Source organism: Aequorivita sp. CIP111184, from assembly GCF_900489465.1.
Classification (GTDB): Bacteria; Bacteroidota; Bacteroidia; order Flavobacteriales; family Flavobacteriaceae; genus Aequorivita.
In genome coordinates this window covers 127,736-142,055 of record NZ_UEFQ01000016.1, presented here as the reverse complement: position 1 = coordinate 142,055, position 14,320 = coordinate 127,736, and the positions used below count along the sequence as shown (strand labels likewise).

General features: G+C 35.1%; 14 protein-coding genes. 6 read left to right on the top strand and 8 right to left on the bottom strand.

The genetic code is table 11. The features are described from left to right. Positions 1-43: 43 nt before the first annotated feature. Positions 44-1,072, bottom strand: coding sequence for an AraC family transcriptional regulator (locus tag AEQU1_RS06500; protein ID WP_111879758.1), 1,029 nt, complete (start codon positions 1,070-1,072; stop codon positions 44-46). 374 nt (positions 1,073-1,446) lie between these two features. Between AEQU1_RS06500 and AEQU1_RS06495 the strand changes: the two genes are divergently transcribed. Then, the gene (locus AEQU1_RS06495) at positions 1,447-1,608 is read left to right on the top strand and encodes a DUF1328 family protein (protein ID WP_111879757.1); all 162 of its coding nucleotides are present in this window, start codon (positions 1,447-1,449) and stop codon (positions 1,606-1,608) included. A gap of 87 nt (positions 1,609-1,695) precedes the next feature. Further along, positions 1,696-2,097, top strand: a complete 402-nt coding sequence (locus AEQU1_RS06490) for a VOC family protein (RefSeq protein ID WP_111879755.1) — start codon at positions 1,696-1,698, stop codon at positions 2,095-2,097. Between the two features lie 174 nt (positions 2,098-2,271). Here AEQU1_RS06490 and AEQU1_RS06485 read toward each other — a convergent pair whose 3' ends face one another. The 7 genes from AEQU1_RS06485 to AEQU1_RS06455 all read right to left on the bottom strand — a co-directional run bounded on the left by AEQU1_RS06485 (position 2,272) and on the right by AEQU1_RS06455 (position 9,086). Continuing rightward, complete coding sequence (locus AEQU1_RS06485; RefSeq protein WP_111879754.1) at positions 2,272-3,168, bottom strand: 3-hydroxyacyl-CoA dehydrogenase; 897 nt, start codon at positions 3,166-3,168, stop codon at positions 2,272-2,274. Positions 3,169-3,336: 168 nt separating this feature from the next. Then, positions 3,337-4,320, bottom strand: coding sequence for an NADP-dependent oxidoreductase (locus tag AEQU1_RS06480; RefSeq protein ID WP_111879752.1), 984 nt, complete (start codon positions 4,318-4,320; stop codon positions 3,337-3,339). An 18-nt stretch (positions 4,321-4,338) separates the two neighbouring features. After that, complete coding sequence (locus AEQU1_RS06475; protein ID WP_111879751.1) at positions 4,339-4,764, bottom strand: DoxX family membrane protein; 426 nt, start codon at positions 4,762-4,764, stop codon at positions 4,339-4,341. Between the two features lie 124 nt (positions 4,765-4,888). Further along, a complete protein-coding gene (locus tag AEQU1_RS06470) occupies positions 4,889-6,073 on the bottom strand; it encodes an ABC transporter permease (protein WP_111880013.1) in 1,185 nt (394 codons plus the stop codon). Positions 6,074-6,077: 4 nt separating this feature from the next. Next, complete coding sequence (locus AEQU1_RS06465) at positions 6,078-7,040, bottom strand: HlyD family secretion protein (protein ID WP_111879749.1); 963 nt, start codon at positions 7,038-7,040, stop codon at positions 6,078-6,080. A gap of 21 nt (positions 7,041-7,061) precedes the next feature. Next, positions 7,062-8,435, bottom strand: a complete 1,374-nt coding sequence (locus tag AEQU1_RS06460; protein ID WP_111879748.1) for a TolC family protein — start codon at positions 8,433-8,435, stop codon at positions 7,062-7,064. Positions 8,436-8,525: 90 nt separating this feature from the next. Beyond that, positions 8,526-9,086, bottom strand: coding sequence for a Crp/Fnr family transcriptional regulator (locus AEQU1_RS06455; RefSeq protein ID WP_111879746.1), 561 nt, complete (start codon positions 9,084-9,086; stop codon positions 8,526-8,528). Between the two features lie 310 nt (positions 9,087-9,396). On the opposite strand from AEQU1_RS06455, the gene purK reads away from it, so the two are divergent. From purK to AEQU1_RS06435, 4 genes are all read left to right on the top strand, one after another. Then, a complete protein-coding gene (gene purK, locus AEQU1_RS06450; RefSeq protein WP_111879744.1) occupies positions 9,397-10,551 on the top strand; it encodes a 5-(carboxyamino)imidazole ribonucleotide synthase in 1,155 nt (384 codons plus the stop codon). A gap of 90 nt (positions 10,552-10,641) precedes the next feature. Beyond that, positions 10,642-11,619, top strand: coding sequence for a virulence protein RhuM/Fic/DOC family protein (gene rhuM, locus AEQU1_RS06445; RefSeq protein WP_111879743.1), 978 nt, complete (start codon positions 10,642-10,644; stop codon positions 11,617-11,619). Between the two features lie 51 nt (positions 11,620-11,670). Continuing rightward, complete coding sequence (gene purE / locus AEQU1_RS06440; protein ID WP_111879741.1) at positions 11,671-12,171, top strand: 5-(carboxyamino)imidazole ribonucleotide mutase; 501 nt, start codon at positions 11,671-11,673, stop codon at positions 12,169-12,171. Positions 12,172-12,254: 83 nt separating this feature from the next. Then, positions 12,255-14,273, top strand: a complete 2,019-nt coding sequence (locus AEQU1_RS06435; RefSeq protein WP_111879740.1) for a M3 family metallopeptidase — start codon at positions 12,255-12,257, stop codon at positions 14,271-14,273. Positions 14,274-14,320: the final 47 nt, after the last annotated feature.

Here is a 14,320-nt window from a genome sequence, read left to right as displayed (position 1 = left end):
CTTTAATTAGGAGCTAAGTGGCTTTTATTGGAGAGTAATTAAATTATCTTTGAGAATCTTTACTTTTTTTCTTTCGAATATCTGAGGGAGTAAGTCCATATTTGTCCTTAAACATTTTTGAAAAATAACTTTTACTTGAAATTCCTACCATGTATGCAATTTCAGAAAAGGAATGGTCTGTTCCTTTTATTAAATTCTTGGCCAAATCCAGTCTTCTATTTTGCACAAATTCATTAATAGTAGTGCCATAAATATGCTTAAATCCGTTTTGAAGTTTTGTGGGGTTAAGACCTATATGATCAGCTAATTTTTTTATGGTTTTAAAATCCAAGATATCATTCTCAATTAATGCCGCTGCCTCCATAATTAAAATCTGATCGCGTCTTTTTAACAATGACTGATTTCCCTCCGAATTTTTTGAGTCGTGATATTCCACAATTTGAATAGTAAGCAACTTATAAGCACTTCCATGTAAAAATATGGTTCTTATAAAATTATTAAGTTGATTGGAATTGATTCGCTCAAATAAATCTGCCATTTGAACGCTGTAATCTCCATGGTAATAAAATTGCTCACTTGCTTTTGTATCTAAAAATAACTTTTCAAGAACGCTATCCAAGCTCTGGATTTGACAAGCCATTGTTTTAATAAACAGCTCCCTATTTATTTCTAGACTGTTTATAATAGTATGAACACCTGCTTTAAAACGCAGAACGTGTCCATTTTTTTTATTACTGGCAACTATAATATTCTCCAATACTCTTACTTTATGTTGCTCTTCTTTATTTTGGAAATGATGGGAAAATCCGCCCTTTTCACAAAATAAGAATTTTAAGGGATGGACTTCATTAACAATAAAATGGATTTCTAAATCTTCATTAAAGGTACAGTTATAGAAAAGCAGCCCTAGACCTTCTTTAAAATTTATTCCCTTAATGCTGCCGCTACCATATTTTTCGGGTATTATCAATGTGTATTCTTCGCAGGATTGTGTGTAGCTAGTTTCTAATTCAATTGCAAGATCATTAAGAACTTCCTTAAATGGAATAGAATGGCAGGTAATTGTCTGCATAATTTATAGATTATTAAAGGTTAAATCAAAAGCTATTAAAAATGCTTAAACTTAAAAATTTCGATATGCAGTTTGCTAAATGATCAAATCAAAATAATTAAGATGAAAAATTTTCTTACTTTTTAAGATAATGCACTCTTCCGCAAAATACTCTTTTTGGAATAATAAGTAAAATTGTTAAACACCTTTTGTCAGTACTCATTACTACTCTAAATTTTTTATTTGTTGAATGTCAATTTCATAAATTGTATTAATGAAAGTTAAACTTTGAGTTTTCAAAACTTTAACTTTCGCTGTTAAATTCTTAAAAAATTCTTTTAAACCTTCAAAATCTGTTATAATTTTATTGACATACTAACAAAAAACTACACATTATGATACGTTGGATTATTATTTTTCTTGTAATTGCTATTATCGCAGCCATTTTTGGATTTGGCGGAATTGCTGAAGGCGCAACTGACATTGCCCAAATTATTTTCTATATTTTCTTAGTACTATTAGTACTTGGATTACTTTCCCGTCTATTTAGAAAATAGTCATTACACAAACAATACCTACCTGGATAGGGAATTATTTATACTCATCCCTATCCAGTATTATTATCAATAATTAAAAAAAACACTATGAGAATTGAACCCTATTTATCGTTTCGAGGAAATTGTAAAGAAGCATTTCATTTTTATCAAGAAATTTTTGGAGGCGAAATACATAATACAGAAACCTATGAAAATAAAGAAATTGACATTCCTGAGAATTATAGAAAAAAGTGGCAGCACGCAGAATTAAAAAATAAAAATTTTATTCTTTTAGGATATGATGCCGCTCCCGACACACCATTAAGTGAAGGAACAACTTTACAGTTAGGAGTGGATGTTGATTCGGAAGATGAAGGCCGTGAGGTTTTTGAATCACTCTCAAAGCGTGGCCAAGTACATACTTCATTTCAAAAAACTTCTTGGGGTGCCCATTACGGACGGTGCACTGACCAATACGGTATAAATTGGATGATTAATTATAAAAAATAAAACGGTTTTCTAGAAAATTCCGCTAATTTTAAAAAAGCCCGAACAAGTTTACTTGTTGGGGCTTTTTTGTTCCTCTCTAATCTAAAAATTGGTCTTTAAACTCAATATATCACTGACGCGATTGATGTTATTGTAGCAAGACGCCACTACAAATCTTCTAATATCGCTATGATCTTATTTTAGAAAGTCAGCTTTTTTGAACGAAGGATTTGGATAGGTATAAAAACCTTCACCAGAAGCTACGCCCAACTTTCCTTTATCTATGAAATTTTCTTTTAGATAATTAACCACTTGTTGTTTCCCAGAGTCTCCTGTTTTTTCAGCTTCCATTTTATTGATGTTATATGCAGTGGTGATTCCAACGACATCTAAAATAGCAAAAGGGCCAGTGGGAGCGCCTGTTGCCACCATCCAAGTTTTATCTATGGTTTGAACATCTGCCACTCCTCTAACCAATAAATCCAACGCTGCACCTAATAAAGGAACAAGTAATGAATTAACAATATACCCAGGTTGTTCTTTCTGTAATGGTAAAGCGACCATTCCGATAGATTTTGCAAACGCAACAAGGGTATCAAATACTTCTGGATCTGTTCCTGGATGCCCCATAATTTCAGCCGTGTTGTGTTTCCATATTTCATTGGCAAAATGCAGGGCTGCAAATTTAGTTGGCCTCCCAGTTGATTCTGCAAACTTGCTAGGCAACATTGTAGATGAATTACTGGCAAAAATCGTTTTCTGTGGAGCTACAGCTGCTAGTTTTTTATAAAAATCTATTTTAATAGATGGATTTTCAGGAACAGATTCAATTACTAAATCGGCATCTTTTACAGCTTCTTTTAAGTCTGAAGTGTAACTCAAGTTTTTAAATGTTTGGTCTAACTGTTCTTGAGTAGCGTTTAAATCTGTTTTATATGCCTCACTCAATGTGTTGAATCTTGATTTCGCTTTTTCCAAAACTTCATCATTAATATCGTATACTGTTACATTAAACCCGTGAAATGCAGTTTGAAAAGCAATTTGGTATCCCAAAACCCCGCTTCCTGCTATGGTTACATTTTTAATATTCATAATTTTATTTTTTAATTAATTATTATATAATTTCACATCAATACCTTAAAAATACCTGCGTGATTTTCTAATTTTTAGTTCGCCCGCTACTCATCCATTTTTCTGTAATTTTGGATTATTCTTCATTTCGTTATTTTTAGATAGTGATTAGTTCAACCCCTAAATTATTTAGGAAAGACTAATAATTACTTTTCCCTTAGCTTTACCTGTTGCTAGATATTCGTAAGCATCTACCGCATCTTCGAGAGAATAAATAAAATCTATTACGGGCTTAATAGCTCCATTTTCAACCAAAGTTTTAATAGTGTTCAGCTGTTCAGCATTAGGCTGCATCCAGGTTAATTTATAAGTAGCTGATTTCTTTTCTATCAGTTTTGATAATTTTTCGGGCAATTTATAATCTGACATACCCATTTGCTTTGCCGTTTCTTCATCTGGAGGACCTACTATAGTGGCAACTCTTCCGCCTTCTTTAATGATTTCAAAGGCATCAAAAGTGTAATCTTTCCCTAAGGTATCAAAAACAATATCCAAATTTTTTGCAACCTCTTTATAGTCTTCAGTTTTATAATCAATTACTCGGTCAGCACCCAAAGCTTTAACCCAATCTACATTTTTACTACTGGTAGTAGTGTATACTATAGCGCCTTTAGCTTTGGCATATTGAATGGCAAAGCTACCCACACCACCAGATCCTGCATGAATAAGAATCCTATCATTTTCTTTTATACCAACACTTTCTAGGGCTTGCATTGCTGTAAGACCTGTTAGTGGCAATGCCGCTGCTTCTTCAAAAGAACTGTTTTTTGGTTTTTTAGCAACAACCTTATAATTGACCGCTACATATTCTGCCAAGGTACCCATTTGTTCTTGTGGCACTCTGGAATATACTTCATCCCCTATTTCGAAATTTATAACATCGGTACCTTTTTCAGCAACCACGCCGCTAACGTCGTATCCAATTGTACTTGGAAATTTTAAAGAAATCATATCTTTTAAATGTCCTTCCACCAATTTGTAGTCAATAGGATTGATTGAAGCTGCTTTAACCTCAACTAAAATATCGTTTGGTTTAATAGCCGGTTTTTTTACCTCATTGATTGATAGACTATCTTTAATTGCTCCGTATTTTACTATTTGTAATGCTTTCATAATGATTTTAGTTTTTATTTATTTTTTAGAATTCCTCCAAGTTTGCCATGCGCCAGATGACCAAATTGCCCAAGCTATAAGTACCGGTTGAAAAAAAAGCCTAATTAAACGAGCGGTATCAGAATTTAGGGCTCCAAAAGCATCTTTTCCGTCCAGATATTGGGCAACATTTCCTGGAAAAACAAGAACAAAAAATAGCGCCAATGTCCATCCAATTTTAACACGGTGTTTTTTCCATAACAATAAGGCAAGGCCTAAGCCCATTTCTACGATTCCCGACACTATCACAACCAGATCTTTGCTCAACGGAACCCAATCTGGAACCTGAGCATGAAAATCTATCCTGTTAAATGTTAAGTGGCTAAACCCCGCATAAATCATAAAAACCGCCAATAGAATTCTGAATATATTTTGAATACGTGTTGTTTTTACATCTTCTTTCATTAGTTCGATACTTTAAAGTGATTTAGTATTAAAGTTGCGATTACCTCACTCTCATAATCACACAGAACATTTGGATTGTATTCCTTAGAAAAACCGCCCGCAGTTTTCTTTTCTTTCAATGTTATTAGTCCTTTGGTAGCGCCAATGGTTCTTTTGGATTTTTTCGATATCTATAAATTTTAAACTGAAGCAGCAGTACCATGGCTATAAATGTGACGAAAACAATAGTTAATAATATTTTGATTTCGGGAGCTATGGATGCTACATCTCCCCCATAAAAAGCTATTTTTCTAAAAGCACTTAAAAACTGTGTTAATGGTATAAATTGAGCTACATTAGAAATAGCATCAGGAAAAGCTAATGTTGGCCAAGTAAATCCACTAAGAACAAAAGCTGGAGTAGAAATTACCATTAAAAGTTCAGTTGCTTTTAATTGACTTGGAATTGCAATTGAAAAAAGCATCCCAATAAACATAGATGCCAACGTTAAAAGCGTTACTAAAATAAGCATGGGAAAGTTAAATATAGCTGCTTCAATCTGAAAGTAGGGTATAAAAAGGCTTACAATTACCCACATTATGGGGATCATCAACAAAAACGGTGTAGATTTAACGGCTATATGATACAGGGAAAACCTACTTTCCTTAACCAATTTTCCAAAATACCCATCTTCAAAATCTCTAGCAAACACCAAAGCCATTGCTAAAAATATAATTTGTTGCATTATTGCTGCGAGCATACCCGGCAACATAAAAGTTACATAGTTTCCTGTAGAATTGTAAAGCTTATTAAAATTAATTTTAAAACTTTCATAGGCTGCAGCTGCTTGAGTTGGATGTAGCCCAGTTTTCTTTAGACCTTCTATTTCAATTCCGGCATTAAGCGTCATTAAAACCGACTGAATGCTTTTACTAGCTGTATTGGCATTCACAATATTTGCCATATTTAAATCAACTCTAATTTCGGGATGTCTTTTTTGAAGAATGTCCGCTTCAAAATTAGTTGGCAGTGTTATAACAGCTACATATTGCTTTTTTGGCATTTCAGCCAAAATATTCCCTGGAGTGTACCGAACATCACTTATCAATAAAACTTCATTATCTGAAAAAGCATCAATTATCTTATCTGAAGTAGGGCTGTTATCTTGATCTACTATTACTATAGGCAAGTTTACAACATTCCCTTGCTGATAGACATAACCGAATATGAGTCCGTAAAAAATAGGTGCTCCTATAAAAATGGCAAGTAAAACATTATTCGAAAAAATACGTTTAAACTCTACTTTTACCAATCTGAAAAAATCTTTCATAAGTTTATTGCTTAATAAGAATAGTTGCATTTAGAAAATACGATTGATTCGCTTCATTTGAAATTGGAACAACTTTTAATTCATAGATAGATTCGGATAAGTTATACAAAGGTGCTGTGCTCGTAATGTCAGCATAATTTGCCAATTGTTTTATCGTGGAGATTTCACCGCTAGTCTCCTGCTTTGTATATGGGTTGACTAAGGTTATCTTTTTACCAACTTCAAAATCATACACTTTTGATTCTGGCACTGTAAATCGAAAATACATACTACCCTTTTCATAACCATTGAACAATGCATAACCAGGTGTTAATAATTCGCCTTCTTGAAGGCTTATAGTCTCAATTGTCATGCTTGCGGGTGCTATCAGATATTTTTCATTTTCTGCTGAAAGCACTTCTTCTTTAGCACCAACAGCTCGATCTAGTTGGCCTTTAGCTTGATCAATTTGTTCAACTCTTGCGCTGCTACTCACCTCCTTGCGTTTAGCAGCTAATGATGACACTTGTGCCTTTGCTATTTCAAGCTTCATTTTAACTTCATCAAATTGCTGTAAACTTATAAGAGAGTCTTTGTACATAGCTTGCATTCTATTATAAGATTCTTGAGCAAAGTTTAATTGCGCTCGGCTTGCATCAATTTGACCGTCAATTTGATTTAATTGCTCTGCTGTGGCACCTTTATTGGCCATATTTAGCTGACCTTGTGCAGATGTTATTGCACCTTCTGCCTGCATCATTTTAGCATTTACCTCGGGGATATCAATGTAGGCAAGCGTATCTCCTTTTTTTACAGTTTGGCCTTCTTCAACATAAATCTTGCTAACTCTTCCTGCGAGTTTACTACTTACTGATATGGTTTCAAACTTTACCTTTCCCCTGTAATCTGTAATTGTATTATCATTTCCGCAAGAAATTAATGACATCATTAGAATTGAAAGAATACCTATGTTTGTTATTGATTTCATTTTAAAAATTTTATCAGGTTATTAGTAATTGAGTGTACCATTAGCATTTAGCAGATTTGCAACAGCCCTTCGCTGGTCAAAATATGATTGTTGTAATTTAAAATTTGCTTTTTCTAAATCATTTAAAGCATCTAGCACCTCTTTTATTGACGCCAGATTATTTCTATACTGCTTATCAATCATTTCATAGGTGTCATTGGCCAGTTCAATTTCTTTCTGTATCATTTCACTATTTTGTAATGAAGCTTCGTATGCCAATTCAGCTTTTATAATGCTTAACGCAATCATTTCATCAGCTTCTTCTAACTGCTGTCTGTATTTTTTTCCTTCTATTAAAGTTTTTTTACTCTCTAAGTGGGATTGGTTAGCGTCAAATACATTCCATTTTACACCAACACCAACATACCATTTTGGATCTAACAACGATAAATCTTCTTCTAAAAATTCATAATGCCCTTTCAAGGCAAGCTTAGGTATAAAGTTGTTTTTTTGCATTTTAGATTTATAAAGTGTCGCTTTTTCAGCTTCCTCAAGAGCTTTTATTTCGTTTCTTTTTTCAGACCTTGATAATGAGCTTGCAGTTAAGGGTTGTAATTGAGGATTAAGAAGCGCCAAGCTCTCCTTACTTTCATTAGTGAGTTGGTGAAGTACTTCAATCAACAACTTTTTATTCTGATTAAACTCCAGCATTTTACCAGCCAATTGTTGCTGTGCTAGTTCAACTTTCTTACGGCCAATGGGTGTTGCCAAACCATTTTCTATGGCTTTTCTCACATAGTGTTCTTGTTCGTTCAAGAAATTTTCTGAAGTATTTAATACACGTTCAGAAGCATATACCAATGCAAGCTTATCATAGGTCTCTATTATTTGTAAAGCTATTTTATCTTTTTCGGCCATAGCTAAATAATTTATTGATGCCTCTTTATGTTTACTTGCCTTGAGTGCATTACTTGCTTCAAACCCACTAAAAAGCACCCAATCTAAATCCATAGAAGATTTGAGAATGTTCTTGCTTTGTAAATATGGAACAGGCTCTAAAGGAATCCCTTCAGGAAAAGGGCTATTAAAAGGAATACCAGATGCCTCTTTAATGAGGAGCTTTTGTGTTGCTATTAAAAGGTTTTGCGTGTCATCATCAAAAGTAATGTCATCATCCAGGCGCGTGTAACTTCCATTAAAAGTGAGTTTGGGCAGAAAAACTGACTTTGCCAACTTTTGGTCAATTTTAGCCTGTTCAGCATTGAAATTTTGAATTTGAACACTATGACTTTTGTTTAGTCCTTTATTTATAAGATCCACAAGAACTGGATCCAACTGTTGCGCTACAGCGCTTGATGTAACCAGAAATACTGAGAAAATAAAAAAGAAATATAGCCTTGAGTTGTAGTTTTTCATTTTGAATGATTTACAATTACAATACAAATTTATTGGCTTTAAGATTATTTTCCTTTGACCTAAATCAAAAACCAAACTTCATGTTTTATGTTAATGATTCTTTCTAATGCGGCTAAGTGTTTCTTGTGTTATTCCCAGATAAGAGGCAATATGGCCTAAAGGAACACGATGCGAAATGTCTGGAAATTCTGCGAGCATATAAGTATACCGCTCTTTTGCTGTCTGGAATTGTATAGCGTTTAATTTATGGACAAATTTGGCAAGCGTTTCTATGGTTAATAACCTAATAAATTTTTCCATGTTTTGGTATTTGGCTAATAACATATCCATGTTTTTCTTTGTTATACTATACAAAACAGAATCTTCTAAAACCTCCAAATAATAAAAGCTTGGACTTTGTTGAAAAAAGCTGTCTACGCTCGACATAAAATTATCAACACCAAAAAACCATTGCGTTACATCCTTACCGTCTTTAGTAAGGTAATAACTTCTTCCTATACCCTGACCTACAAAATATAATTTACTACACATTTGCCCTTCTTTTATTAACAGCTCATTCTTTTTGACGTTTTCTTTTTCAAAATAAGGAAGAATGTCATTGAGTTCCTCGCAAGTAAAAGGCACTAATTTTATTAGAAAATCGGTAATCATAAATACTTCTTTGTTAAAACATTAAATATAGTTATTAATCAATTAAAGGTTATATTCTTATATCATTTTCAGACTATTTGAATTCTAAATTATTATGAAAAGCTAAGAATCAATAAGCCTAACTGAATGATTACTACAAGTAATTTTCAAAAATAGAAAGCAATTTTAGGGACAACCTCACAAGCAATTCACTCAACCCGAACAAAAAAAACTTACTTAACCATTCCCAAACTCACCTACTCACTTTTACTATCTTTGCATTCACAAAAAGCGAAAAGCGAAAACTGATAACAGATAACTGACAACCGCAATGAACTATTTCTCCACCAACTTCACCCTTGGCATCCTCGGCGGAGGACAATTGGGCAAAATGATGCTCTATGAAACTCGCAAATGGGACATCCGCACCAGCGTTCTAGACCCAAGCGCCGAAGCTCCTTGCAGAATTTCAGCAGATACTTTTGAGCAAGGCGATTTAATGGATTTTGAAACTGTTTATAACTTCGGAAAAAAGGTAGACGTCCTCACTTTTGAGATTGAAGGTGTAAATATTGAAGCCTTGGAGAAGCTAGAAAGCGAAGGCATAAAAGTATATCCCAGTGCCGCGACGCTCAGAAATATTCAGGATAAAGGCGTGCAGAAACAGTTTTACAAAGACCATCAAATACCTACTTCACCTTTTAAGGTTTTTAAAGATAAAAACGATTTAAACGAAGCTATTGTCCGCAAAGAACTACACTTTCCCTTTGTATGGAAAAGTTGCACCGGCGGTTATGACGGGAAAGGCGTAAGTATTATTCGTGCAGCCGAAGATGTGATTCCATTGTCAGAAGGCGCTTGCATTGCAGAAAAATTGATTCCCTTTAAAAACGAGTTGGCGGTAATTGTTGCCCGCAACCCTTCAGGAGAGGTAACTACCTATCCAGTTGTGGAAATGGAATTCCACCCCGAAGCCAATCAAGTGGAATACGTAATCTGCCCAGCACGTATTGACGAAGCCGTTGCAGCCAAAGCAAGAGCTGTAGCCACTAAAGTCTCCGAAGCATTTAAGCACGTAGGCCTTTTAGCCGTAGAAATGTTTCAAACCGAAGATGACGAAATATTAGTAAACGAAGTAGCCCCAAGACCTCATAATAGCGGTCACTACAGCATAGAAGCCAGCTACACCAACCAGTTTGAACAGCAAATAAGAGCCATATTAGATTTGCCTTTGGGCAATACAGACAGTAAAGTTGGCGGCATTATGGTTAATTTAGTTGGCGCAGAAGGACACACAGGACCGGTAGTCTATAAAAACATTGAAAAAATTCTAAAGATGGAAGGCGTAACGCCGCACATATACGGTAAAAAAGAAACCCGCCCTTTTAGAAAAATGGGCCACGTAACTATAGTAAACAAAGACCTCAGCAAAGCGAGAAAAATTGCAGAGGAGGTTAAGAAGACGATTGAAGTTATTTCGCAATAAAAATGAACTATTGCAAAAAATGTACAAGTTCGAATTTTTGATATTTAAACTGGTAATTTACCGTAAAACCTCGGTAGTTCAAAAGCAATAATGAAACTTCACAATAAGATATCTACAAGTGAAATTGTCGTTTATAAATCCGATGATAAATCTGCGGAGTTTCAGGTGCTGTTTGACGAAAACGAAGATACATTTTGGGCTTCTGAGCAACAAATTGCTGAATTCTTTAAAAGAGACAGAACGGTTGTAAGTAGGCACCTTAGTAACATATTCAAAGAAAAGGAATTAAATAAAAGTTCAGTATGTGCAGATTTTGCACATACTGCTGCAGATGGTAAAACTTATAAGGTTAAGCATTATAATTTGGACGTAATTATTTCTGTAGGCTACAGGGTAAAATCAAAAGTTGCTACGGAATTTCGAATTTGGGCAACAAAAACGTTAAAAGAGCATTTAATAAAAGGTTACACTTTAAACGAAAAACGCCTAAAACAACTTCAACAGACCATTCATCTAGTAAACAGAGCCTCGAAACAAATCTCAAATACAGACGAAGCACAGGGTTTGATGGAAGTGCTTGCCGATTATTCAAGAGCGCTCGATATATTAGATGATTTCGACCATCAAAAACTCTTAAAAACAGGTACAGACAAAACTGTATTATTCAGCATTGATTATGTTGAAGCGAAAAAGGCTATCGAACAATTAAGGTTAAAATTTGGCGGCTCAAGTTTATTTGGCAATGAAAAAGATCAATCTTTTAAAAGTTCCATTGCTGTAATAGATCAAACTTTTGACGGCAATGACCTCTATCCAAGTTTGGAAGAAAAAGCTGCCAACCTCCTATATTTAGTTGTAAAAAACCATTCATTTACTGACGGTAACAAAAGGATAGCTGCTTGGTTATTTATTTGGTATTTAGCAAAAAACCACTTTCTTTACAATGAAGATGGAACAAAAAAAATCGTCAATAATACATTAGTAGCCTTAACTTTGATGATTGCGGAAAGCAATCCCGCAGAAAAAGAAATGATGATAAACGTCGTTATGAATTTAATGAAAGAATAATCAGGTATATTAAATTTCATACAATTTCCTGAAACTTGAAACCTAAAACCAATGAGCAAAGTAGCAATAATAATGGGAAGCACCAGCGACCTGCCAGTAATGCAGGACGCAGCAGATATTCTAAAAGAATTCAATATTGAAGTGGAAGTGGATATCGTTTCTGCCCACCGCACCCCCGACAAACTTTTTGATTATGGGAAAAACGCACACAAACGCGGTATTTCAGTAATAATAGCAGGAGCAGGCGGGGCGGCACATCTTCCAGGGATGATTGCTTCGTTGTCACCATTGCCAGTTATTGGCGTTCCCGTAAAATCCAGCAACTCCATTGATGGTTGGGATAGCATCCTTTCAATCCTCCAAATGCCGGGCGGCGTTCCCGTTGCCACGGTTGCATTAAATGGCGCAAAAAACGCAGGTATCTTAGCTGCACAAATTATAGGCTCTTCAGATAAAGCTGTTTTGGACAAAATTATTGCTTATAAAGAAAGTCTTAAAACAAAGGTGGAAGAAGGTGCCAAACAAATGAAAAACCACAAAACCGAAAAATAATAAAGGCTAAAGTTAATATCCATCTATTAAGAATACTTTTTACTTGAAAATTTTACATTTAGAATTTTACATTTAAACTTTCTATGAACAATCCTCTTTTAAAAAAATACAAAACCGCTCCCTTTTCGAAAATAGAAAACGCACATTTCCTGCCCGCAATCAGCAAGCTGATTGAGGAAACAAAAGCGGAAATTGATGCAATTACTTCAAATTCTGAAAAACCAACTTTCAAAAACACAGTTGAAGTTTTGGAAAATACTGGCGAACTTTTAGAACGCGCAACAAGCATTTTCTTCAATTTAAATAGCGCTGAAACCAATGACGAAATCCAAAAAATAGCACAGGAAGTTTCGCCTATGCTTACGGAATTCAGCAATGATATGTTATTGAATGAAGCTTTATTTGAAAGGGTAAAAACGGTTTATAATCAAAAAGACACTTTAAATCTTTCCGAAGAACAGCAGATGCTGCTCGATAAAAAATACAAAGCCTTTTCTAGAAATGGCGCTAACCTTTCCGAAGAAAAGAAAACAGAACTGCGAAAGATTGATACCGAACTTTCAAAGTTAAGTCTCACTTTCGGTGAAAACGTTTTGGCCGAAACCAACAAATTTGAGCTTCACATTACCGACGAAAAAGATCTTTCCGGCCTGCCCGAAGGCGTAATTGAAGCTGCTGCACAAACCGCTGATGAAAAAGGAAAAGAGGGCTGGGTTTTCACATTGGATTACCCAAGCTACGTACCATTTTTAACCTATGCCGACAATCGCGAGCTTCGAAAAAAAAAGGCAATAGCCTTTGGCGCAAAAGGGTTTCATAATGACGCATTGGACAACCAACAAAATGTTTTACAGATTGCCAACCTTCGACATAAACGAGCAAATTTGTTGGGCTATAAAAGCCATGCACACTTTGTACTTGAAGAGCGTATGGCGGAAACACCCGAAAAAGTAAAGTCTTTTTTGAATGAATTGCTTGAAAAAGCAAAACCCGCCGCTCAAAAAGAATTTAATGAGTTAACAACTTTCGCAAAAGAATTGGACGGCATTGACCATTTGGAGAAATGGGATGGCGCTTATTATTCTGAAAAACTAAAACAAAAGCTTTTCAATCTGGATGACGAAAAGCTGAAGCCATACTTCGAATTAAAAAACGTTATAAATGGCGTTTTCACCGTGGCCGAAAAACTATACAGCCTTCATTTTGAAGAAGTACAAAACATCGACAAATACCACGCCGATGTAAAAACATATGAAGTAAAAGATGACGAAGGCGAATTGGTTGCAATCTTTTATGCAGATTTCCACCCTCGCGCAGGAAAACGAAATGGCGCGTGGATGACATCTTATAAACCACAACAACTAAAGGATGGCAAAAACGAGCGTCCGCATATTTCCATTGTTTGCAATTTTACCAAACCAACTACGAGCAAGCCTTCACTTTTAACTTTTAACGAGGTTACAACTCTTTTCCACGAATTCGGTCACGCACTTCACGGAATGCTTGCAAACACTCACTATCCTAGCCTATCAGGAACAAGTGTTTATTGGGATTTTGTGGAATTGCCTAGTCAGATTTTGGAGAATTGGTGCTATGAAAAAGAAACCTTAGAACTCTTCGCGACACATTACAAAACGGGGGAAGTAATCCCCATGGAATACATTGAAAAGATAAAAGATTCCGCTACGTTCAACGAAGGAATGCAAACACTTAGACAATTAAGTTTTGGAATGTTGGATATGGCTTGGCACGGCCAAGATCCTTCAGGAATCAAGGATGTAAAAGCTTTTGAAGTTGCAGCTTTTGAGGATACACAGCTTTATCCAGATGTGAAAGAGAATTGCATGAGCACTTCGTTTTCGCATATTTTCCAAGGTGGCTATTCAGCGGGATATTATAGCTATAAATGGGCAGAAGTGCTGGATGCGGATGCCTTTGCATATTTTCAAATGGAAGGAATTTTCAATAAAACAGTTGCCGATAAGTTTAAAAACTTTGTGCTTTCACAAGGAGGAACAATAGACCCGATGGAACTTTATATTAAATTTCGAGGACAGAAACCTGATCCAGAAGCGCTTTTAAAAAGAGCTGGGCTTTTATAAGTTCAAAAAATAGATATATTTTATCTGTTGTTTCTACTTATTTTTTG